The 21,046-nt window shown below is 59.4% G+C and carries 23 protein-coding genes and 1 pseudogene; 8 read left to right on the top strand and 16 right to left on the bottom strand.

The window, feature by feature from the left end:
• Window positions 1-108: 108 nt before the first annotated feature.
• The 3 genes from WI754_RS09075 to WI754_RS09065 all read left to right on the top strand — a co-directional run bounded on the left by WI754_RS09075 (window position 109) and on the right by WI754_RS09065 (window position 1,533).
• Window positions 109-978, top strand: a complete 870-nt coding sequence (locus WI754_RS09075; protein ID WP_349437356.1) for an alpha/beta hydrolase — start codon at window positions 109-111, stop codon at window positions 976-978.
• 95 nt (window positions 979-1,073) lie between these two features.
• Window positions 1,074-1,229 (top strand): DUF3309 family protein, encoded by a 156-nt coding sequence (locus tag WI754_RS09070; RefSeq protein ID WP_349437355.1) that lies wholly within the window; start codon window positions 1,074-1,076, stop codon window positions 1,227-1,229.
• A 55-nt stretch (window positions 1,230-1,284) separates the two neighbouring features.
• Window positions 1,285-1,533: a glycine zipper domain-containing protein gene (locus tag WI754_RS09065; RefSeq protein WP_037119575.1), complete on the top strand. Its 249-nt coding sequence runs from the start codon at window positions 1,285-1,287 to the stop codon at window positions 1,531-1,533.
• Window positions 1,534-1,618: 85 nt separating this feature from the next.
• On the opposite strand, the gene WI754_RS09060 is transcribed toward WI754_RS09065, so the two are convergent.
• Window positions 1,619-1,813 carry a NepR family anti-sigma factor gene (locus tag WI754_RS09060; RefSeq protein ID WP_349437354.1) on the bottom strand — a complete coding sequence of 65 codons (195 nt, stop codon included), beginning with the start codon at window positions 1,811-1,813 and terminating at the stop codon, window positions 1,619-1,621.
• A 248-nt stretch (window positions 1,814-2,061) separates the two neighbouring features.
• Between WI754_RS09060 and WI754_RS09055 the strand changes: the two genes are divergently transcribed.
• Window positions 2,062-2,859, top strand: a complete 798-nt coding sequence (locus WI754_RS09055; protein ID WP_349437353.1) for a response regulator — start codon at window positions 2,062-2,064, stop codon at window positions 2,857-2,859.
• Window positions 2,860-2,924: 65 nt separating this feature from the next.
• Here the strand turns inward: WI754_RS09055 and WI754_RS09050 are convergent, their stop codons facing one another.
• From WI754_RS09050 to WI754_RS09000, 11 genes and pseudogenes are all read right to left on the bottom strand, one after another.
• Entirely contained in the window at window positions 2,925-4,061 is a 1,137-nt protein-coding gene (locus WI754_RS09050) for an AI-2E family transporter (RefSeq protein ID WP_349437351.1), read from the bottom strand.
• A gap of 465 nt (window positions 4,062-4,526) precedes the next feature.
• Window positions 4,527-4,934 (bottom strand): annotated as a pseudogene (locus WI754_RS09045) (response regulator); the annotation flags it as partial.
• On the bottom strand, window positions 4,934-5,380 hold the full coding sequence (locus WI754_RS09040; protein WP_349437350.1) for a response regulator: 447 nt from the start codon (window positions 5,378-5,380) through the stop codon (window positions 4,934-4,936). The gene WI754_RS09040 and the pseudogene WI754_RS09045, both read right to left, overlap by 1 nt.
• On the bottom strand, window positions 5,377-6,867 hold the full coding sequence (locus WI754_RS09035; protein WP_349437349.1) for a CHASE3 domain-containing protein: 1,491 nt from the start codon (window positions 6,865-6,867) through the stop codon (window positions 5,377-5,379). The genes WI754_RS09040 and WI754_RS09035 overlap by 4 nt, the downstream gene beginning before the upstream one ends.
• A gap of 163 nt (window positions 6,868-7,030) precedes the next feature.
• Window positions 7,031-7,201: a hypothetical protein gene (locus tag WI754_RS09030; protein ID WP_349437348.1), complete on the bottom strand. Its 171-nt coding sequence runs from the start codon at window positions 7,199-7,201 to the stop codon at window positions 7,031-7,033.
• 234 nt (window positions 7,202-7,435) lie between these two features.
• Window positions 7,436-7,780, bottom strand: a complete 345-nt coding sequence (locus WI754_RS09025; protein ID WP_037120309.1) for a RidA family protein — start codon at window positions 7,778-7,780, stop codon at window positions 7,436-7,438.
• A 161-nt stretch (window positions 7,781-7,941) separates the two neighbouring features.
• Window positions 7,942-8,766 carry a dipeptide ABC transporter ATP-binding protein gene (locus WI754_RS09020; protein WP_349437347.1) on the bottom strand — a complete coding sequence of 275 codons (825 nt, stop codon included), beginning with the start codon at window positions 8,764-8,766 and terminating at the stop codon, window positions 7,942-7,944.
• Window positions 8,763-9,617 (bottom strand): ABC transporter ATP-binding protein, encoded by an 855-nt coding sequence (locus WI754_RS09015; RefSeq protein WP_349437346.1) that lies wholly within the window; start codon window positions 9,615-9,617, stop codon window positions 8,763-8,765. Before WI754_RS09015 ends, WI754_RS09020 begins: the two co-directional genes overlap by 4 nt.
• Window positions 9,617-10,510, bottom strand: a complete 894-nt coding sequence (locus WI754_RS09010; RefSeq protein WP_349437345.1) for an ABC transporter permease subunit — start codon at window positions 10,508-10,510, stop codon at window positions 9,617-9,619. Before WI754_RS09010 ends, WI754_RS09015 begins: the two co-directional genes overlap by 1 nt.
• A gap of 9 nt (window positions 10,511-10,519) precedes the next feature.
• Window positions 10,520-11,524: an ABC transporter permease subunit gene (locus tag WI754_RS09005; RefSeq protein WP_349437344.1), complete on the bottom strand. Its 1,005-nt coding sequence runs from the start codon at window positions 11,522-11,524 to the stop codon at window positions 10,520-10,522.
• 91 nt (window positions 11,525-11,615) lie between these two features.
• Window positions 11,616-13,211, bottom strand: a complete 1,596-nt coding sequence (locus WI754_RS09000) for an ABC transporter substrate-binding protein (protein ID WP_349437343.1) — start codon at window positions 13,209-13,211, stop codon at window positions 11,616-11,618.
• A gap of 485 nt (window positions 13,212-13,696) precedes the next feature.
• Between WI754_RS09000 and WI754_RS08995 the strand changes: the two genes are divergently transcribed.
• Window positions 13,697-14,407, top strand: a complete 711-nt coding sequence (locus WI754_RS08995) for a helix-turn-helix transcriptional regulator (protein ID WP_349437342.1) — start codon at window positions 13,697-13,699, stop codon at window positions 14,405-14,407.
• Window positions 14,408-14,483: 76 nt separating this feature from the next.
• Entirely contained in the window at window positions 14,484-14,873 is a 390-nt protein-coding gene (locus WI754_RS08990; protein WP_349437341.1) for a response regulator, read from the top strand.
• Window positions 14,874-14,924: 51 nt separating this feature from the next.
• Here WI754_RS08990 and rirA read toward each other — a convergent pair whose 3' ends face one another.
• The 4 genes from rirA to WI754_RS08970 form a co-directional block, all read right to left on the bottom strand.
• Complete coding sequence (rirA, locus tag WI754_RS08985; protein WP_349437340.1) at window positions 14,925-15,386, bottom strand: iron-responsive transcriptional regulator RirA; 462 nt, start codon at window positions 15,384-15,386, stop codon at window positions 14,925-14,927.
• A 226-nt stretch (window positions 15,387-15,612) separates the two neighbouring features.
• Window positions 15,613-16,683 (bottom strand): M48 family metallopeptidase, encoded by a 1,071-nt coding sequence (locus WI754_RS08980; protein ID WP_349437339.1) that lies wholly within the window; start codon window positions 16,681-16,683, stop codon window positions 15,613-15,615.
• Entirely contained in the window at window positions 16,673-17,764 is a 1,092-nt protein-coding gene (locus WI754_RS08975; protein ID WP_349437338.1) for a YjgN family protein, read from the bottom strand. Before WI754_RS08975 ends, WI754_RS08980 begins: the two co-directional genes overlap by 11 nt.
• Window positions 17,765-17,941: 177 nt before the next feature.
• On the bottom strand, window positions 17,942-19,438 hold the full coding sequence (locus tag WI754_RS08970) for a CoA-acylating methylmalonate-semialdehyde dehydrogenase (protein WP_349437337.1): 1,497 nt from the start codon (window positions 19,436-19,438) through the stop codon (window positions 17,942-17,944).
• 125 nt (window positions 19,439-19,563) lie between these two features.
• Between WI754_RS08970 and WI754_RS08965 the strand changes: the two genes are divergently transcribed.
• Both WI754_RS08965 and WI754_RS08960 read left to right on the top strand, forming a co-directional pair.
• Entirely contained in the window at window positions 19,564-19,881 is a 318-nt protein-coding gene (locus WI754_RS08965; RefSeq protein WP_349437336.1) for a putative quinol monooxygenase, read from the top strand.
• A gap of 10 nt (window positions 19,882-19,891) precedes the next feature.
• On the top strand, window positions 19,892-20,773 hold the full coding sequence (locus WI754_RS08960; RefSeq protein ID WP_349437335.1) for a LysR family transcriptional regulator: 882 nt from the start codon (window positions 19,892-19,894) through the stop codon (window positions 20,771-20,773).
• Window positions 20,774-21,046 lie beyond the last annotated feature (273 nt).

Genomic DNA, 21,046 nt, shown 5'->3' with positions numbered 1-21,046 from the left:
CGCCTGCCCCAGACAGCCAGCCCGAAGGCATGATTGCTGACGCGCATCAAAGGAATGTCGGCAATGTTGCATCCTCCGTGTCCCCATTGGCTTTCCCAGGATCCGGGCATGAAAACGGTGCTCATCCACGGATTGGTGATGGCGCCGACCTTCTGGAATTGTTTTGCCCCCAGCATCGTGCGGGAAGGTCAGGCGGCCGCCTATCCCCTGCCGGGCCACAGCCCCTGGACGCTGGAAGGCCTGTCCGGAACGTTGAATACCGCCGATATCGTCAATGCGTATGCAGAGGCGATCGAGCGCGATTTCGACGGCGAGCCGGTCACGTTGATCGGCCATTCGACCGGCGGTTTCGTGTCGCTGCTGCTCGCCCGCCACCGTCCGGACCTCGTCAGCAACGTCATTCTTATGGGTGCCTTCGCCTGCGGGCGGTTTGTCGGGCAGGAAAAGTTAGCAGCCCGTCTCCTCGGACTCCCATTGCTGGGCCGGCTTCTCTTCATCCGGCTCTTCACCCGCTGGATTGCCACGCGCGAAACCTTTCGCTGGGGATCGCTTCGATGCGTATTCGACAAGACCGTGAGGTGGGAGACGGAGGAAACCATCGCAACCATGGAACAGGTCCGCGAGCACCTCATAAAGTCGCAGGCGGACGACATCGTCGCTTTCGTTTCCTGGATGTCGCAGACGTCGGTCATCAACGAACTGCCGCTCATCGACGTGCCGGTGCTCAACATCATCGGCGCCCGTGATGCGATCGTTCCGCCGTCGCACCAGATCCACCTGTCCGGCCGCCTGCCGTGCGTTCACACCGTCATCCTTGACAAGGTCGGCCACCTGCCGATGGCCGAGGCCCGCGACCAGGTCGATCAATTGATCGGGACTTTCCTCCTGTTCGGTCCGCTGACGGCATGCCGTAAGGGCGCGCTTACCGATCCGGCAAAACCGGCGCCTCTACGCCTAGCGCTCCCCCTCGGGTCTTAGTTTACAATCGCCCGTTGGAACAAAATTACGTGACATACGTTTCCGCAAGCAGGATCCCTTGGCCCCAAGGGCCTGAACCGGAAGAGGAAATATCAATGCTCGGTACAATTCTCCTGATCATCCTTATTCTTTTGCTGATCGGTGCGCTTCCGAACTGGGGCCACAGCCGCAATTGGGGTTACGGACCCTCGGGAGGCCTCGGGCTGGTCGTCATCATCCTCCTCATTCTCGTGCTGATGGGCCGTATCTGATCGGCCGCCTTGTTTTCCCCTTAGATTCTCAACGTCCCTTGAAAAGGAAGCCATCATGAAAAAGATCCTGCTCGCAGTTGCGCTCATCCTTCCTCTCGCAGCCTGCACCCAGACGGAAAGAGGCGCCGGTATCGGCGCAGCATCCGGCGCCATCATCGGCGGCGTGGCAACCGGAAATGTTCGCGGCGCGGCAGTGGGCGCTGCGGTCGGCGGTGTTGCCGGCGCCCTGATCGGCAGGGCCAATGAGCCGGGCCAGTGCTATTACCGCGACCGCTACGGCCGTCGCTACATTGCAGCCTGCTGATCATCGCATCGGCACCTGAAACACGGAAAAACGGGCTTCGGCCCGTTTTTTTGTGCGATGGAAGGGTCAATTGCTCAATGCCGTGTCAGCGTCGCGATTTGCCGGTTTGCTCGGCCTTGTCCAGCTTTTCGAGAAGATCGAGAAACAAGTCGGGGATCGGTTCCTGCTCGACGGCGCTGTAAAGAGCTCTCAGTTTGGAGGCAATCTGGTTGTTAGGGTCCATCATGCCACCACCAGCCCCGCGTCCGGCCCGCCGCCGATTTTCCGGGATGTCACTCATAAACGTCTCACTCCTGACACCGCAGCGGCCATCGCCGGGCGGCGACGCATCCACGCATAATTTTGGTACACTCAAAACCTTGATATATTCCGAATTTTTAGGGGTTTCGCCTCGGTCTGCGCATAATTCGTCCCGCTTCAAAACTTCCCATAAACTATAAAACATGTTCAAACCAATGCCGTGTTTCGACTCGCATTAGCGTCGGGCACCGGAAAATGTCGGCGCCATCATACTCAAGGAAGTCCTAAATGTCACTTTCCACGCGGATCGCAGCCCATCTTCCCTATCTGCGCCGCTTCTCCCGCGCCGTGACCGGATCGCAGGCTTCGGGCGACGCTTACGTGGCGGCGGTGCTGGAGGCGCTGATCGCCGACATCTCGCTTTTTCCGCAGGGGACCAATGACCGGGTCGACCTGTTCAAGCTGTTTTGCTCGCTGTTCGAGACAATCACCATCGACCTGCCGGACACCGCTTCGCCGTTCAGCTGGGAAAAGCGCGCGGCAGCGAACCTTTCGATGATGCCGCCCGCCGCCCGAAAGGCGTTCCTGCTCGTCAACGTTGAAGGGTTCACGCCGGACGAGGCAGCGGACATCCTCGCCATTACCGGCAACGACGTCGCTGCGCTGTTGCGCGAAGCCTCGGAGGACATTTCCAGACAGGTCGCGACCGAAATCCTCATCATCGAAGACGAGCCACTGATTGCGATGGATATCGAGGATATGGTGACGAGCCTCGGTCACAAGGTCGCCGGCGTGGCAAGAACCTACGGCGAAGCCATTACGCTTTTCGAGCAGACCACGCCGAAGATGATTCTTGCCGATATCCAGCTCGCCGACGGCAGCTCCGGCATAGATGCGGTCAATGATATCCTGAAGAGCACGGCGATCCCGGTGATCTTCATCACCGCTTTCCCTGAACGTCTGCTGACCGGCACGAAACCGGAGCCGGCCTTTCTTGTCACCAAGCCGTTCAATCCGGAGATGGTCAAGGCACTGATCAGCCAGGCTCTGTTCTTCGACGAAAACGCGCGCTCGGGCAAACCTTGATGTGTCGATCGCGCCCGCGTCTGCGCTGCCCGCGATCATAGCAAGACGACGAAGCATCGTCCTCCTCATCCTGGAAGCTGCCGTTCCGGCGGGCCGGTCCGTACCTCGTTGAAGATCGTCATTGCGATCAGCGACAGCGGCAGCGCCAGCATGGCGCCGACCGCGCCCCACATCCACGTCCAGAATATGATTGCCAGGAAGACCAGAAACGGGTTGATCTCCAGCCTGTGTCCCAGGATCGCCGGCGTCACCAGGTTTTCCATCACCATATGCAACAAGAAGAAGACGGCGGCCGGCGCGAGCGCCAGCACCAGCGCGTCGTGGGTCATCAGGCCAGCGCACAGAAGCGCGATCGTCATCGCGGTTACGCCAAGATACGGAATGAAGCTGGAGACGAAGGCGAACAGGCCCCAAAGCGGCGCCACCGCCAGACCACCGACAAATGCGATCGCCGTGGTGATGGCACCAAGTGTCAGATAAATCAGGCTTGCGGTCGCAAAATAGAATCCGACCGCATTTTCGGTGGCGTTCATGATCCGGATTGCAGCGAGGCGGCGATCGCGCGTTGCAAAGGCGAGAATGATGGTCTTGCGCAGATGCGCGCGGCCCACCAGGAAAAGCCCTAGCGCTGCCAGAAAGATCAGCGTCTGGATGAAAGCCGGCGTGACCCCGGATGCGACAAACCCGAGCATGGTGCCGGCATTCTGGATGGCGACGTCGGTGACGGATTTTTCGTCCGTGCCAGCGATCGCCACCTTTGCCCATTCGAACCGCTCAATATAGGGAAGAATCCGCTCAATGGCCCGCTCAAGGATGCCCGGCGCCTGCCCGGCAAGCGACGTCAGCGGCTCGATCAGCGCGTTCACGAGAAAGAAAAGCCCGAAGACGAAGACAATGGCGAGCAAAAGTCCGCCAAGAACGGGCGGCAGTCCGAATTGTGCCAGCCGGTCTGCGGCAAGCCCCAGAACCATGCCTACGACGATGGCAAGCGTGACCGGCATGAGGATCGCCTCCATCATGTAGATTACAGCCGAAGCGAAAATGACGAATGTTCCCACGATGCTCCAGGCAACCACCAGATCGAGCCCGGTTTTCGGCGACGTCTCGGGGATAGCGGCCTCGGCCGCCCGCGCCTCGATCTCAGCCTGTCTCAAATGCTGTCGTTGCTTGAAAATACCACTCCCCGGCAACGCAGCGCTCATTTTTCATCTCTCCAAATATCCGGCATCGACCGGACTGAAAATTGCCATCCATGTGCGGAAAGACGTCGAAGCGGCGTGGTGGCGGCGGCTCTATCTCCGGCATCTCCTAACGGCTTGCCGGACCAAAGGTTCCAACGCCCTATGGAACAGGGGCGAAAGGGAACGATTGCCGTTTCCGCGCGTTTGTCGACTGCAAGGTCGTGGTCTTGAGACACACAGCAGCGAATGCAACGGTCACAGCGATGGAATGTTTCCCGAAACCGAGGGAACATCGACTTGCGGTGACCTGACGCTGAAGCCGAAGGCGCCCGCCAAGTGACAGCGTGACGTTGACCTCCCCTCGGCCCTTCAAATCTGCCTCCCAAAATTCATGAAGAAAGGCCTCGCGCTTTCCGATTTTTTTAAATCGGAAAGTTCATGCACGCGCGTGTTCCGGCCGCGTCGCTGCCATCATATGTCAGCTCCGCGGCCGCGTGCCCGCTCCACTGCCTGTTTCAAAGCGACGCCCAGAAGCTCGAAAAAATCTGAGGAAACATTCTTGGTCACATAATCGTCGGCGCCACGTTTCAGGGCTTCGACGGCGATGCTGGTCTCCCCCGACCCCGTGACGTAGACGACCGGTGGATGATCGGCCTCTCGCACGATCTGCGGGAGAATATCAAGACCCGTTTCGCCGAGCAGATAGTGATCAAGCGCGACCGCATCAATCCCGCCGGCGGCGAGAAGCGCAAGACCGGAATGCCCGTCAAGGGCGCTGACGACGGTGAAACCCTGCCGCTCGAGACTTTTGCGCAGCAAAACCCCAAGGGTTTCGTCATCATCGATATAGAGGACCGTCGTCCGACCGGCCGGGCTGGGCGCATCCCCGACCATCACGGCACCTCCGGTACGGCGACCACGGAGAGGAACAGGCCAAGCTGCTGGATGGCGTTGACAAATTTGTCATATTGCACCGGCTTGGCGACATAGACGTTGGCGCCGAGATCGTAGCAGCGATGGATTTCCACCGGATCGTCCGTCGTCGTCAGCACGATGACCATGACCCGTCTGAGATGTTCGCTTTCACGCAGCCGCGCAAGGATATCGATGCCGGTCATATCCGGGAGGTTGAGATCGAGGAGAATGAGCAGGTGTTTTCCCTCGTGCACCTTGCCGCTGGCATCCGGACCAAGAAGGTAGGACAGGGCTTTGAGACCGGTCGTGAACGGCACGATTTCGTTGGTGACGCCGGCGCGGCGAATGTTCTTCTCGATCAGGCGGGCATGACCTTCATCATCCTCGATCATGACGATGACGACCGGCTCCAGTCCGTTGCTCATCTTTCCCCCCTGTCTTTGGCAAATCGAAGATTCGCAGCGAAGGTGACGATGAAGGTCGTGCCCTGCCCCAGAACCGATTGCACCGCGACATCTCCTCCCAAACGACGGACCAGCGCGCGAACATGCGCAAGGCCTATGCCTTCACCCTGCCTGTCCTGCGGACCGGAGCGCCGGAAGAGCTCGAAAATCCGCTCCAGATCCCGCTCGGCAATGCCCCTGCCGTTATCGCTGACTTCGATTATCGCGTAACCCCTGGTGATCTTCCCCGAAACGCGGATAACCGCGCGACGCGCCGGATCTGCGTATTTTACCGCATTATCCAGAAGGTTGGCAAAAATCTGCTGCAGGGCGAGCCGGTCCGAGACAACCTGCGGCAAGCCCTGAGCGACAACGATGCTTGCACCGCTTTCGTCGAGCCTGTGCTGGAGATTAACGACGGTTTCAGAGATCAGATCGGCAAGGTTCAGAGGCTCGGCATTCAACTGCCTGGATCCGGCGCGCGCCAGTTTCAATATCTCGTTGATCAGATCATCCATGCGCTTCATTGAGGAACGGATGAACCCCAAGGCTTCCGGAATATCGGCATCAATGGCCTCGCGGGCCACTTTTTCGGAGAGTTCGTCGCGCCCCTCGGGTGGTTTTTCCATATAACCAGCGAAAACAGCGGCCGCGCGTTCCAACTCGGCGGTGAAACCCATGATGTTGACCAGAGGGGCCCTGAGGTCGTGGCCGACGATATAGGAATAGCTCTGCAGCTCGCGATTGGCTCGCTCCAGGAACTGCGTGCGCTCACGGATCCTTTCCTCCAGCGTCTCGTTCTGCTCGGCAAGGGCGCGGCGGGCAGCATCCAGCTGCCGCGCATGGGCAGCGACGAGGTAAACCGCGCCGCCGACGAGCGCGATCAGCAGCACGGCGCCACCGGCGATCGAGATCAGCAACCACCTGGTCGCATCGGCAAGCGCTGCGCCTCGCTGGAAACTGATACTGCCCGTTACCGCCTCGATCCTGGTCATGATCTGGCGGATTTCGTCCATCGCGCGCTGGCCGGCGTCCATCTGAATGACAGCGATGGCATCACCGTCCCTGCCGGCTGTTTTCAGGTCGATGGTACTCTGCATTTCCGCCAACTTGTCATCGACCAATCGCTTCAGCCGGTTGACCGTCACCTCACTGATTCCGATCTTTGCCAAGTCGTCGGTGATGCTTTGGAATTGCTGGGGAATGACGGCTTCGGCTCGCTTGAACGGCGCCAGGTACTTTTCTTCGCCCGTCAACAGGTATCCGCGCTGGCCGGTTTCGGCGTCCTGCACCAGATTGACAAGCAGCAACGCGCGATTGTTCAGCCGGGCTGCTTCGAGCGCTTCCTCGGAGCCCTTCTGGGTTTGTGAGGCAAAACGCAGAGAAATCAAGACGAGGCCGAGCAACAGGATAGCGCCGGTAAATAGCAGGAGCGGCACCGCTCGGGAAAACGCCGATCGCCCGGTCACTATCCCAAGCCCCATTGCATGGCGGTCAAGCGCTCCTCGAGCCATTCGCTCCCGCAGCGAGAGCGAAATCAAGGTCCAATTTTTGATGAACAGCTCACGTTACGACCGTACAGCGTTCACCGAAAAAGAAAACCATTTTGTGCGTCGATGCCCACGCGCAGCGTCAATATCGCTCCGGAGGAAAAACATGAAGCGTCAGCGAGAACAGACCGAGGCCCAGGGCCACCACGATCAGCGTACTGGCAATGTCCTCCGACGTTGCGGGCAGGAGACCAAAGCCCAGAACCGCACCGATGAACAGGAACAGGCATAGCCTTGGCAACCAGTACAGCATGGCACTTTCCCTTCCGGTTGGAACGCATTCCGGAGGAATGCACTGGCTAACGCGGGAGCCATCGATTTGTTCCGCTCCACGGACCCAGCGCAGGGGTCCTCGCACACACGGCCAAACCCGCCATGGCGGGGCGGCGACTATCTATTCCGAGCGTAAAAAAGCCGGCGCCCCTGGAGGCGCCGGCTCGAATTTCGTGTGTGGGACCGGCAAGCCGGCCCCATCACTTCTTACGCCTTAGAGAGCGGCGATGACGATGACTTCGACGAGGTATTCCGGGCTTGCTAGCTTGGCTTCGCCGGTGGCGCGCGCCGGGGTGTTGCCCTGCGATGCCCAGACGTCCCAAACGGCGTTCATCTTCGGGAAATCGACCATGTCGGCAAGCCAGATCGTCGCCGACAGGATACGGCTCTTGTCCGTGCCTGCGAGCGCCAGCAGGCGGTCGACTTCGGCAAGCGCCTGCTTGGTCTGGGTCGCCACGTCGTCACCGGCGTTGCCAACCTGGCCGGCAAGATAGACCGTGCCGTTGTGCACGACAGCCTGGCTCATGCGCGGGCCGGTTTCGAAGCGTTTGATGTCCATCTTCATTGTCCTCGTGATGTGCGGCGGGCCGCATCTGTGATTGTTGTGACGCAGGCGATTTATCGCAGATTTCCCGCAAGCGAAACCGTCATTGCGAAAAGTCGGCGTCATTCCACGTCAGTTTGGAGTGTCGGCCCATGACAGGCACCCCATCGCCGGGATCAGGCGGCTTTCCGGGCAAGGCGCGCCTTGATGCTGTCGACATCTGCGCGCGGCGTCGCCGCGAAAAGCGTCTTGGTATAGTTGTGCTTCGGATCGCTGAAGACTTCCTCGCGGCTGCCATACTCGACGGCTTCGCCGTAATACATGACCATCACGTCGTCGGCGATGTAGCGCACCACCGACAGATCGTGGCTGATGAAGACATAGGTCAGCTGGAATTCGTCCTGCAGATCGGCGAGCAGGTTCAAGACCTGGGCCTGCACTGAGAGGTCGAGCGCCGAAACCGGCTCGTCCAGCACCAGAAGCCGCGGGTTGAGCATCAGGGCGCGGGCGATGGCGACGCGCTGGCGTTGGCCGCCGGAGAACATATGCGGATAGCGGCCGTAATGCTTTTCCTCGAGCCCGACCTTCCTCAGCATGGCCATGGCCTTGTCGCGCCGGTCGTGCGCCTTCATCTTCGTATTGATGATCAGCGGCTCGGTAAGGATTTCTCCGATCTTCTTGCGCGGGTTGAGCGTGCCGTAGGGGTTTTGGAAGACGATCTGGACCTTCTGGCGCATTTCAGGCGTCAGTCGCTCCTTGGCGATATCGACCTTTACGCCGTCGATCAGCATGTCGCCCGATGTCGCCGGATCGATCATCGTGACGATACGGGCGAGTGTCGACTTGCCGCAACCGCTCTCGCCGACGATGGCGAGTGTCTTGCCCTGATCGACGGCAAAACTCACGCCCTTGACGGCATGAACGATCTTGCTCTTCCTGAGAAGGCTGCCCGGGATATGATAATCGCGGACGAGATTTCTTGCTTCGAGAACAGGGGTCATCGAACAGCTCCTGCAAAGATCTGGTCGTCGCTGAGAAATTCAGCAATCGTTGGCAACCGGTCGCCGGTAGCATTGTCCGGCAAGGCCGAAAGAAGCGCCCGCGTGTAGGTGCTTTTCGGGGATTCGAACAGCGACAGCACGTCCGCTTCCTCAATCTTGCGGCCCTTGTACTGGACGATGACACGGTCGGCGGTTTCAGCCACCACGCCCATGTTGTGGGTAATGATGATCATCCCCATGCCCTGCTCAGCCTGCAGCCGCATCAGGAGGTCCAGAATCTGCTTCTGGATCGTCACGTCGAGCGCTGTCGTCGGCTCGTCGGCGATCAGCAGTTTCGGATTGCAGGACAGCGCAATCGCGATCATGACACGCTGGCACTGGCCACCGGACATCTGGTGCGGGTAATGGCTCAGCCGTTCGGCTGGATTGGGAATGCCCACCAGCTCGAAAAGCTCTATGGCGCGCGCCCTGCGGGCCGCCTTGTCGAGACCGAGATGGATACGCAGAACTTCTTCGATCTGGAAACCGACCGTGAAGCAGGGATTGAGGCTGGCGACCGGCTCCTGGAAGATCATGGCAATATCCTTGCCGACGATCTTGCGGCGATCGGACGGCGACATGCCAAGAAGATCGATGCCGTTAAACTGCAGCTTGTCGGCGGTTACCTTCGCGGTCCATGTCAACAGGCCCATTGCCGCGAGCATGGAGACGGACTTGCCCGAGCCGGACTCGCCGACGATTGCCAGCACCTCGCCCTTGTCCACCTTCAGCGAGACACCGTCCACAGCCCGGAAAGGACCGGACGCCGTCTGGAATTCGACAACCAGATTTTCGACTTCAAGAAGGGACATCACGACCTCTTCAACTTGGGATCAAGCGCATCGCGCAGGCCGTCCCCCATCAGGTTGATGGCAAGAACGGTGATAAGAATGGCAAGGCCGGGGAAAGTCACAACCCACCAGGCGCGCTGGATGAATTCGCGGGCTTCGGCCAGCATCGTCCCCCATTCCGGCGTCGGCGGCTGGGCGCCCATGCCGAGGAAGCCCAGAGCCGCCGCGTCGAGGATCGCCGCCGAGAAGGCAAGCGTCGCCTGAACGATCAGCGGCGCAAGGCAATTCGGCAGGATGGTCAGGAACATCAGCCGCAGCGTGCCGGCACCCGCCACTTTCGAGGCGATGACATAGTCCTTGGTGCGCTCGGTCATGACCGCCGCCCGCGTCAGACGAACGAAATGCGGAAGGTTGACGAGCGAGATCGCGATCATCGCGTTGAGCAGCCCCGGTCCGAGAACGGCGACCAGCACGAGGGCCAGAAGCAGCGACGGGAAGGCCAGGATGATGTCCATCACGCGCATGATGATCGTATCGGTACGGCCGCGGAAATAGCCGGCGATCAGACCGACGAGCACGCCGGAGACGACCGAAAGGCTGACCACCACGACGCCGATGAACAGCGAGAAGCGCGCGCCATAGATCAGGCGGGAAAGGATGTCGCGGCCGACGGCATCGGTTCCGAGGAAATAGGTCAACCTGCCGCCTTCGACCCAGGCCGGCGGCAGCAGCAGGACTTCGCGGTTTTGAATGCTCGGATTATGCGGCGCCGCGAACATTGCAAAAACGGCCAGCAAAAGAATGATCAGGAAGACCGCAAGGCCGATCACCGCGCCCTTGTTGCGCGAGAAATAGAACCAGAACTCGGCAAGGCCGGTCGGCGGCGTGATGGTTTTGATTTCGACAACAGCCATCGGATCCTCCTAGTACCGGATACGCGGATTGATGAACCCGTAGAGCACATCGACGATAAGGTTCACGACCATGATCACGGCGGCGATCAGCATCAGACCGCCCTGCACGACCTGGTAATCACGTTTGAAGACGGAATCGACCATCCACTTGCCAATGCCCGGCCAGGAGAAGATCGTTTCGGTCAGGATCGCCCCGGCGAGCAGAACCCCGACCTGAAGCCCGATGGTGGTGACGACCGGGATCAGGGCATTGCGCAGTGCGTGGATGCCGATAACGCGGAACGGCGACAGACCCTTCGAACGGGCCGTGCGGACATAATCCTCGCCAAGCACTTCCAGCATCGCAGAGCGGGTCTGGCGGGCGATGACAGCCAGCGGGATCGTTGCAAGCACGATGGTCGGCAGGATCAGATAGGTGGCCGCCGACTTGAAGGCGCCTGCCTGCCCCGAGATCAGGCTGTCGATCAACATGAAGCCGGTAACCTGCGGGAAGAAGTACATCAGTGAGATACGGCCGGAGACGGGCGTCCAGCCGAGATAGCCCGAGAAGAAGATGACGAGCAGCAGGCCCCACCAGAAGATCGGCATGGAATAACCGACCAGTGCCGTCCCCATCAGGGTCTGATCGAGCCAGGTGCCGCGCTTGACCGCGGCCAGGACGCCGGCCGGAACGCCGAGACAGACGGCCAGAATGATGGCGCAGAGCGACAGCTCGACGGTTGCCGGGAACAATTGCAGGAAGTCGTCGAGCACGGCGCGTTTGGTGACGATCGAGCTGCCGAAATCGCCCTGCAACAGGTTCACGAGATAGTCGAAATACTGGATGTAGATCGGCCGGTCGAGACCGAGGTCGGTCATCAGCTGGGCATGACGTTCGGGAGACATCACACGCTCGCCCGACATCAGCATCACCGGATCCCCGGGCAGCAGGCGGATGAACGAGAAAGCTATGATGGAAACCCCGATGAAGGTGGGGATCAGGACGGCGAGCCGTCCGAAAATAAAGCGCAACATGGGCGTTTAGTCCGGTTGTGAAACCGGCGGCCCGAAGGAATCGAGCCGCCGGAAACTGCCACCGCACATGCGGCGGCATAGATAGGGAAGATTACTCTGCGATATCAACGCCGTTGAAGCGGTGGATACCGAGAGGATCCATGACGAAGCCGGAGACCTTCTTGCTCAGCGGAACGAAGACGAGCGAGTGGTCGAGCGTGTTCCAGGGCGCTTCTTTCTTGAAGATCACCTGGGCTTCTTCATAGTATTTCGTGCGTTCGGCAACGTCGGCGGTTGCCTTCGCCTTGGTCATCAGGTCGTCGAACTCCTTGTTGCACCACTGGGCGCGGTTGTTTCCGCCAACGGCGTCGCAACCAAGCAGGGTGTCAAGGAAGTTATCCGGATCACCGTTGTCGCCGGTCCAGCCGAGGATGGCCGCACCATCGCGGTCCTTGGCGGAGGAGAGCTTCAGGTACTCGGCCCATTCGTACGAGACGATCTCGGCGGTTACACCGATGGCGGCCAGATCGGACTGCATCAGTTCGGCTGCGCGGCGCGCGTTCAGCATGTACGGACGGGCGACCGGCATGGCCCAGATCTTCATCTTGAGATCCTTGACGCCAGCGTCTTCAAGCATCTTCTTTGCCGCTTCCGGATCATACTTGTCGTCTTCAACAGCGTCGTTGTAGGACCACATTGTCGGCGGGATCGGGTTCTTGGCGACCTTTGCGGCACCCTGGAACACGGCATCGACGATGGCCTGCTTGTTGACGGCCATGTTGAGCGCCTTGCGCACTTCAGCCTTGTCGAACGGCGCAACGAGCGTGTTGTAGGCGAGGTAGGAAACGTTCAGGCCTTCCTGCTCCAGAACCGTCAGGTTCTCGTCCTTCTTCAGCTCGGCAACGTCGGCTGCATTCGGATAAGGCATGACGTGGCACTCGCCAGCCTTCAGCTTCTGCGCGCGGATTGCGGCATCGGTGGTGATGGCGAAAACGAGGTCGTCGATCTTTTCCTTGCCGGCCCAGTAATCCGGGTTGGCCTTGTAGCGGATCGCGGCGTCCGTCTGGTAGGCGACGAAGGTGAACGGACCGGTCCCAAGCGGCTGCTGGTTCATCAGTTCCATCTTGCCGTCGGCGGCGAGCTTGTCTGCATACTCCTTCGACAGGATCGAGGCGAAATCCATGCCGAGGTTTGCGAGGAACGGCGCTTCGGCGCGCTTCAGCTTGAACTTGACCGTCAGGTCATCGACCTTCGTGATTGAATCGATCAGGTCCGGGAAACCCATGCCCGAGAAATATTCCCAGGAAGCGCCGGCAACATACTTGTTCCAGGGGTTGTCGACCTTGTACTGGCGCTCGAACGAGAAGATGACGTCGTCGGCATTGAATTCGCGTGTCGGCGTGAAGAATTCGGTCGTCTGGAACTTGACGCCAGGGCGCAGCTTGAAAGTGTATTCGGTGCCGTCGGCAGATACTTCATAGCTTTCAGCGAGGCCGGGTTCGAGCTCCGTCGAGCCATGCTTGAACTCCACCAGGCGGTTGTAGACCGTGCGCGACGACGCGTCGAAAGTCTGACCACCCGTATAAAGGCCCGGATCGAAGCCTTCCGGCGATGCTTCGGAGCAATAAACCAACGTCTTCGACCATGCAGAACCGGCCATCAAAGTGACGATTGCGGTTGCAGCAAGGAGAGTAGAGAGCTTTTTCATGAGCTTGTTTCCCAGTTTTGTTCTTGTTCTCATATTTTTCTGACGCAGAACGCCATTGCTTCCGGTCAAGGCCGGATGGAACGACATTTGATCGGGCATTGCAATAAGCGTCCAAAAAAAATTGTCCAATTGGAAAATTCTTCCGGATATGACAACGAAGGCGCTATCCACGACTTTCTTTACGTCGCCAGCCTCGTTGATCGAATCGATTTCGTTTTACCGTCAATGTCAATCCCAAATTACACGGATAGCGATCAGGTCGCCATCATGCCATGACCCCTGTGCGGGGTAGGGAGGACTGCCATGCCGAAGTCTGCCAGGCGGGGATAGGCGAGGCGACCATATGCAGTTCTCCCTCTTCCGACCGATCTCCGGATCGTGATGCTTCAAAACCGCTGACAACTGCCTTTTTCGCTGAACTGCCAGTTGCGTAAAGTGATCTGCGCGTTACACTCATCTCGCGGGACACTGGGGACGGCGGCGTCGTGGCAACCCTTCTGAAAAACCACCGGCGATACGACTTCGACAACGATTTGGAGAAAGCTCTCAATCGGGTCGATTTCTTTCGAATTTTCCATACGATGTCGCTGCGTTTCGGCTTCGACCATTTCGGCATCCTGCAACTCGGAAACGAAGGTGACGCCTGCATGCTGTCAAACCGGCTTGCACTGCATGACCTGCCGTCCGGCCTTGCAGAGGAGTATGACAAGCGTCATCGCTTCGGCGATTCCGTCGCCTACAAGAGCCTGCATGCGTCAGCCATTCCTTCCATATGGAAAGCCGACGACCCCCATCTCGGTCGAGGCGGCAATTTGGTGGACCAGCTCGGCTTCGAAATGCTGATCTGCGTGCCGGTAACCGGCCTGAACGGCGCGCGCTACGCGGTCCTGTTTCTCGGCGATTGTGAGGACATAGACCAGCAGGCGCATTTCGAGCTCTGCTATGACGCGGTCTGCGCGTTCGACTATTTTTACCGGCTGGTCCTCTCGAACAAGGCGGGCCTGGGCTTAACGCCGAGGGAAACCGAAATACTGCGCTGGATCTCGCATGGCAAAACTGCAAGCGAGATCGCCTTGATCGTCTCCGTCTCCGAACACACGGTCAACTCGCACACGGCGACGATCCTGAAGAAACTCGACGTGGTCAACCGAACCCAGATGGTGGCCAAAGCGATACGGGAGCAGATCATACAGTGATATCCAGATCGCAACCGGGGCCTGCAGCGCCGGTCTCCTTCATCAGCCATTCCACCAAGCGGAACAGCAGATCCTCATGACTGAACCAATTCACATCCTGCTCGTTGACGATGATCCGGCCGAAAATTTGATCATGCGCGGCTTGATGAAAAGGGTTTCGAGCGCGGAAATCCGTCTGCACTATTGCGAAACGATCGATGCGGCCCTCGACTTCATCAGGTCCGGGAAACCCGTATCCATGGTGCTGATGGACAACCGGCTGCAGCCACAGGCAGATTTTCGCGAAACCGTGCCGGCCATGCGCCAACAGGGTTTCATCGGGCCGATCGGGGTGATTTCCTCATCCCTCGCCGACCCCTATTTCCAGAAGTTCGAGGAATATGGCGCCGATTTCCGTATCGACAAGGCGGAACTCGATCCGACTGCGATCGAGTTCATCCTCAGGGAATATGTGACAAGGAAATAGGGCCAGCAAAAAGCCCGGATAAACCGAGCTTTTGATGCAGCAGAGACAGCCTCAAGCAGCGGTTTTCGGATGTGTGATCTGGTCGAGGCCGAGCAGGAAGTTGATCTGTGGCCGGGCCTTCACCAGGTCGTCGATCGAATATTGCTGCAGGACCTCGAAGAAGGCGTTCAACGCCTTGCGCAAGGCCGCGTTCAGGCCGCAACTGTCTACGAGCGGACAATCGATCTCACCCGCCTCGAAGCACTCCGCCATGGCAAAGCTGTCCTCGGTCACCTTGACGATGTCGAAGAGGCTGATCTCGGCGGCGGGCTTGGGCAGGCGTACGCCGCCGTTACGGCCCCTCACCGTCTCGACAAGGCCGGCCTTGTTCAGTGGCTGCAGAATCTTGAACAGAAAGAGTTCGGACACGCCATAAGCCTTGGCGATTTCCGGAATGCGGCTCAAATGGCCATCGTTGGCAGCGCAGTACATCAGCATGCGGACTGCGTAGTTCGTTTGCTTCGTCAGGCGCATTCTTTGCTCCAAGCTTTAAATTTCTACGCCCCTCGGTTCAAGCGAACCGCAGAGCCCCACCAGCACGTCGAAAATCACAAGCTATGGCGGCGACTCTGCCGGTGATTTCATGACTGTAATCCTCATATAGAACGGATGGCAGTTTGGAACAATTCCAAAAAGCAGAAAAACACCTTGAAGTGATCATCGTCAATGTCCGATCGACTGTCCACATCCCGGCGCCACCCTAGTTCGCCGTCTGCTTTTGACGCAACGTCGCCTGGTAATCGAGGATCACCTGCTTGCGTTCCGGGGTGCCCGGATGTGTCGACAGGATATTTGTGCCCGACGTATCACCGAGCTTTTTCTCGAGGATTTCGAAGAACCGGGCGATGGCGGCGGGGTCGTATCCGGCCTTTTCCATCAGTTCGACCGAATGGCGGTCGGCTGCGGTTTCCGCCGCCCGGGAATAGGAGAGCGCCACCAGACCACCGCCCTGAACGAGCAGATCCTCGACGCTGTCACCCACGTCGCCGGCGATCAGCATGATCAGGCCGGCCATACCGGCGGCGCGGTAGATCTGCCGGAGGCTGTGTTCCAGTTCGACATGGCCGATTTCGTGCGCCAGCACACCGATCAGCATTTCGGTGTCGTCGCCGGCAAGTTCAACCAGTTCGTCGGTAATGATCAGCGTTCCATCCGGCAGCGCGAAGGCATTCGGACCGATCGCCCCACCTTCCCGGAAGTTCAATGTATAGGCGGAGGCGCCACGCCCGGACTGTGCCGCGATTCGGGCGAAACCTTCGGAAATCGCGCCCCTCTTCGCCTCCTCCAGCTTTGTTTCGTCGAGCACCGTGCGATCCAGCGTCTCTAGCGTGCTGACAGACATTAACCGCGGCACGACCGGCGGCGTGACAGCAACGGCAACTTCGACCAGAACCGGCAGCGCGTAACGGTAGACCAGGCCAGACAGAACGAAAACGGCGGCAACGAAGAGCAGCAAGCGTGGATGAAACCGCTCGAGCCCATGTACCAGGCCTGCGCGCCTGCGCCCTTTCGCAAGCAGCAAACGATCGATCGCATCGTTATCGGCGGTTTCAAACAGCGAACCATCGGGAAACTCGATGCGGCGGGGGATCGAACCAACCCGCGCGGAAATGGCGAGGGCTGGAAAGGCGGCGAAAGCGAGCGATGCTTCGCCCTCTTCCGCAACCGCCGCGATCTGCCCATCCTTTGCGAGCAGACGGACCGGGACGGACCGGCTGGAATTCCGCGGATGCCAATCGCCGCTGCAGATCGGCAGGTCATCAGAAGCCAAAATCGAAGCCCTCGAACTCCATGAACTCGGCGCCGACGGCGGTGCCTTCCTGCTCGACCGCGGCCAGGATTTCGCCGACGTCGCCATCGAAACGGATTGCCGTATGTTCATTGACATAACGTGCCAGGCGCACCGCCGCCCAGGGCCGCATCAAGCCCAGGGTCAGAATGGTGATGATAACATTGGAGATTGCGATCCACACATAACGAAACCGCGACAGATTGCTTTTGAGCATATGCCTGTCATCGAAAACAGTCGAGGACCAGGCGATGTTGCGCACGCCGGCACGATAGAACAGAGCTGCAATGCCGAAGGAGAGAAGCACGGCGAGATAGCTGACGACACCCACAAGAAAGAGCGAGGCGTTCATCTCGGGCGAGATGACATCCGGATTATCGATCAGCGCGACGATGACGGAGACATTGGCAAGAACCGCGACGCCAACGATCAGCATTCCAAGAACGATGATCAGCGCAGAAAAGAACCAGGTCTGGTAGATCGGCGCCAATCGCGGATCGGTGACGAATGCGCGGCTGCCATAACGCAGATTGTTGCCCATGTAGCGATACATCCAGCGGCTGGCGAGCGGCGCAAGAATGCCGAGCGACAGGAAGGCCATGACCGGGCCGGCCATGAAGGCGACGAAGGCGCCGCCCATCTTGCCGGTGAAATCGAAACGGACGTTGCGATAGCTGGTCACCCGGGCGCTGAAGCGCAGGCCGCGCATGATCAGCCAGGGAAAGAAAAAGAGAACGACAACGGCCAGCGCGATGCCGGCGATCGGGAACGCTGTCAGCAGAATATTGTAAACAATCAGGTAAGCGAAGACGATCAGCCGGCCAATGAAGATCTGCTTGCCCTTGGCGTGATATTCGAAGGCACGGCCGAGCAGCACCGTATTGCCGTAGAAATAACGGTTGCGCCGAACCTTCGCCCAGGCGGAATAGATGCCGAGTGTGACGATCGTCAGAAGGATATTGACGATCCAGATGCCGAAATACTCTTTGGCGGTTCCGGTAAATGACAGCCGTTGAAAGTTTTGTGATTCGCTCGGCAAGGGTGCCGTTTCGATCGCGCTCATAGTCGCCCCTCTCCATAATCATTGCGTGCAGATCAAGGAACGGCCGACTATCCCCCGATATTCGCCCATCGGCGCAACTCTTAAACGGCTACCACCACAGGTCAACCATCTGAAGCGATCACAACAAAAAAGGGCCTCCTTTGAGGAGGCCCAGTTTGTGGAGGATGGGGATGAAGCTTACTTCATCGTCGGCATGACGAATTCGGCACCGTCCTTGATGCCCGACGGCCAGCGGCTTGTGACCGTCTTCGTGCGGGTCCAGAACTTAATCGAGTCCGTGCCGTGCTGGTTGAGGTCGCCGAAGGAGGAGGACTTCCAGCCACCGAAGGAGTGATAGGCGAGCGGAACCGGGATCGGAACGTTGACGCCGACCATGCCGATATTGATGCGGCTTGCGAAATCGCGGGCCGCGTCGCCGTCGCGGGTGTAGATCGCAACGCCGTTGCCGTATTCATGCTTCATCGGCAGGTCGAGGGCTTCTTCGTAGTTCTTGGCACGAACGACGGAGAGAACCGGTCCGAAGATTTCGGTCTTGTAGATGTCCATGTCCGGCGTGACGTTGTCGAACAGGCAGCCGCCGATGAAATGGCCGTTTTCATAGCCCTGAAGCTTGAAATCGCGGCCATCGACGACGAGCTTGGCGCCTTGTTCGACACCCTTGTTGATGAGGCCCAGAATGCGCTCATGGGCTTCCTTGGTGACGACCGGGCCCATGTCGGCCTTCTCGTCGGTATAGGGGCCGATGCGCAGGCTCTCGACCATCGGGGTCAGCTTTTCGATCAGGCGGTTGGCGGTGTCCTCGCCGACCGGGACGGCAACCGAGATCGCCATGCAGCGCTCGCCGGCCGAACCGTAGCCTGCGCCCATCAGGGCGTTGGCGGCTTGATCCATATCGGCATCCGGCATGATGATCATGTGGTTCTTGGCGCCGCCGAAGCACTGGGCGCGTTTGCCGTTCATCGCAGCCGTGCCATAGACGTAGCGGGCGATCGGCGTCGAGCCGACGAAGGAGACGGCGGAGATGTCCGGATGCGTCAGGATCGCGTCGACCGCGCCCTTGTCGCCGTTGACGACATTGAGGATGCCGGCAGGCAGACCCGCTTCGATCATCAGTTCGGCAAGGCGGATCGGCACGGACGGATCCCGCTCGGACGGCTTCAGGATGAAGGCATTGCCGCAGGCGATCGCCGGCGCGAACATCCACATCGGAATCATGGCCGGAAAGTTGAAGGGCGTGATGCCGGCGCCGATGCCGACGGCCTGGCGGATCGAATACATGTCGATGTTCGGGCCGGCGCCTTCGGTGAACTCGCTCTTGGCGAGGTGCGGAATGCCGATGACGAACTCGCAGACTTCCAGGCCGCGGATAACGTCACCCTTGGCGTCTTCGATCGTCTTGCCATGCTCCCTGGAGAGCATTTCGGCCAGTTCGTTCATGTTCTCGTTCAGAAGCTGAACGAACTTCATGAAGACGCGGGCCCGGCGCTGCGGGTTGGTCGCGGCCCACTTCGGCTGTGCAGCCTTGGCGTTCTGCACGGCTGCATCCATCTCCGCGTCGCTTGCAAGCGCCACGGTGGCCTGAACTTCGCCGGTTGCCGGATTGTAGACGTTGCTCGTGCGGCCGCTGGTGCCGGCAACGCGCTTACCGCCAATGAAATGACCAATCTCATACATGGGTGATCCTCCTGATCTTGATTATGGCGAGAGTGTCGCACTACAATATGCACAAATCAACGCGCGATATTCAGGAACCGTTGTGCAGAAATTGATGTCGTCCCACAAGCATGGAGGTCTCCGCAATGAACGCCCGTACTGAGTGGATCGTGAGGATGGCGGAACTGGAAATCGATCCGGCCCGGATCGAGGCCTATACTGCCCTCTTGGCAGAGGAGGTCGAAACCTCCGTTGCGAAAGAACCGGGCGTCCTCATGCTGCATGCCGTCTCGGTCAATGGCAATCCTGAGAGAATTCGCATCCTTGAAGTCTATGCCAGCCAGCAGGATTACGAAGCCCATCTTCAATCACCGCATTTTCTCAAATACAAGACGCTGACTGGCGGCATGGTGAAATCTCTCGATCTTGTCGAGGTGGACCCCATCGTCATGTGCGCCAAATGAGGAATGCAGCATGAACTGGGACGACGTGCGCATGTTCCTGGCCGTGGCCCGAACCGGCCAGATCCTCGCCGCCTCGAAGCGGCTCGGCGTCAATCACGCGACGCTGAGCAGGCGGGTGACGGCGCTGGAGGAATCACTGAAGACGCGGCTGCTGATCCGCCGCACGAACGGCTGCGACCTGACGGCCGAAGGTGAGATCTTCGTGCACGCCGCCGAGCGGATGGAGACCGAAATGCTGGCCGCGCAGGCGCAGATCGGCCGGATCGACACGGCGATCGCCGGTACGGTGCGTGTCGGCGCGCCAGACGGTTTCGGCGTCTCGTTCCTTGCTCCGCGCCTTGGCCGGTTGACGGCGCGCTTTCCGGAACTGCGTATCCAGCTCGTGCCTGTCCCCCGCTCCTTCTCGCTGTCGCAGCGCGAGGCCGACATCGCTATCACGCTGGAACGCCCGGAACAGGGCCGGTTGATCTCCTCGAAGCTAACCGACTACACGCTCGGGCTCTACGCCTCGCAAGAGTATCTCGCCGCCAACGGAACACTCGAGACCATCGAGGACCTGAAGAGCCATCGTCGCATAGGCTATGTCGAGGACTTGATCTTCACGGCCTCGCTCAATTTCACCGGCGAGGTTATGCGCAGTTGGGATGCATCCTTCGAAATTTCCAGCGCAACCGGCCAGACCGAGGCGGTTCGCTCCAGTGCCGGGGTCGGCATCCTGCACAATTATATCGCCCGGCAATATCCCGAACTGATCCGCATCCTGCCGGAGACGACGATCCGCCGCGCCTACTGGACGACCTACCACGAAAGTGCCCGCGATCTCGTGCGCGTCCGCACCGTCGCCGATTTCCTTCAGGAACTGGTGACCGCGGAGCACCGCATTTTCGTTTGAACGGTTCTGTTGCCCCCGCTGGCCCAAAATCGGGTAGCACGTCACAATGCCCAGAGCTTACTTCAAAATGGATTATTTCAACGGGGGCGGATCGAAAACCGCTGAGGCTCTAATCGCCGCTGGGTGAAAGTTCCATGGCAGGTCAGCTGCCAGACGCTCGATCGTCACCGTCGAACATATCGTCGATGAACTGAAACCGCCGGTTTATGACAGGCAATGATGTCCGCGACTGTTGCCAGGACGTGCCGCCAGCTGAAATGTCCACCTCACCGA

The sequence above is a fragment of the Pararhizobium sp. A13 genome, from assembly GCF_040126305.1.
Taxonomy (GTDB): Bacteria; Pseudomonadota; Alphaproteobacteria; order Rhizobiales; family Rhizobiaceae; genus Pararhizobium.
The sequence above is the reverse complement of the archived record's forward strand: the minus strand, read 5'-3'. Positions and strand labels throughout refer to the sequence as shown.

Coding starts and splice junctions, on each gene's coding strand:
- WI754_RS09075 (WP_349437356.1), top strand. CDS start 109: ATGAAAACGGTGCTCATCCACGGATTGGTGATGGCGCCGACCTTCTGG.
- WI754_RS09070 (WP_349437355.1), top strand. CDS start 1,074: ATGCTCGGTACAATTCTCCTGATCATCCTTATTCTTTTGCTGATCGGT.
- WI754_RS09065 (WP_037119575.1), top strand. CDS start 1,285: ATGAAAAAGATCCTGCTCGCAGTTGCGCTCATCCTTCCTCTCGCAGCC.
- WI754_RS09060 (WP_349437354.1), bottom strand. CDS start 1,813: ATGAGTGACATCCCGGAAAATCGGCGGCGGGCCGGACGCGGGGCTGGT.
- WI754_RS09055 (WP_349437353.1), top strand. CDS start 2,062: ATGTCACTTTCCACGCGGATCGCAGCCCATCTTCCCTATCTGCGCCGC.
- WI754_RS09050 (WP_349437351.1), bottom strand. CDS start 4,061: ATGAGCGCTGCGTTGCCGGGGAGTGGTATTTTCAAGCAACGACAGCAT.
- WI754_RS09040 (WP_349437350.1), bottom strand. CDS start 5,380: ATGAGCAACGGACTGGAGCCGGTCGTCATCGTCATGATCGAGGATGAT.
- WI754_RS09030 (WP_349437348.1), bottom strand. CDS start 7,201: ATGCTGTACTGGTTGCCAAGGCTATGCCTGTTCCTGTTCATCGGTGCG.
- WI754_RS09025 (WP_037120309.1), bottom strand. CDS start 7,780: ATGGACATCAAACGCTTCGAAACCGGCCCGCGCATGAGCCAGGCTGTC.
- WI754_RS09020 (WP_349437347.1), bottom strand. CDS start 8,766: ATGACCCCTGTTCTCGAAGCAAGAAATCTCGTCCGCGATTATCATATC.
- WI754_RS09015 (WP_349437346.1), bottom strand. CDS start 9,617: ATGTCCCTTCTTGAAGTCGAAAATCTGGTTGTCGAATTCCAGACGGCG.
- WI754_RS09010 (WP_349437345.1), bottom strand. CDS start 10,510: ATGGCTGTTGTCGAAATCAAAACCATCACGCCGCCGACCGGCCTTGCC.
- WI754_RS09005 (WP_349437344.1), bottom strand. CDS start 11,524: ATGTTGCGCTTTATTTTCGGACGGCTCGCCGTCCTGATCCCCACCTTC.
- WI754_RS09000 (WP_349437343.1), bottom strand. CDS start 13,211: ATGAAAAAGCTCTCTACTCTCCTTGCTGCAACCGCAATCGTCACTTTG.
- WI754_RS08990 (WP_349437341.1), top strand. CDS start 14,484: ATGACTGAACCAATTCACATCCTGCTCGTTGACGATGATCCGGCCGAA.
- rirA (WP_349437340.1), bottom strand. CDS start 15,386: ATGCGCCTGACGAAGCAAACGAACTACGCAGTCCGCATGCTGATGTAC.
- WI754_RS08975 (WP_349437338.1), bottom strand. CDS start 17,764: ATGAGCGCGATCGAAACGGCACCCTTGCCGAGCGAATCACAAAACTTT.
- WI754_RS08970 (WP_349437337.1), bottom strand. CDS start 19,438: ATGTATGAGATTGGTCATTTCATTGGCGGTAAGCGCGTTGCCGGCACC.
- WI754_RS08965 (WP_349437336.1), top strand. CDS start 19,564: ATGAACGCCCGTACTGAGTGGATCGTGAGGATGGCGGAACTGGAAATC.
- WI754_RS08960 (WP_349437335.1), top strand. CDS start 19,892: ATGAACTGGGACGACGTGCGCATGTTCCTGGCCGTGGCCCGAACCGGC.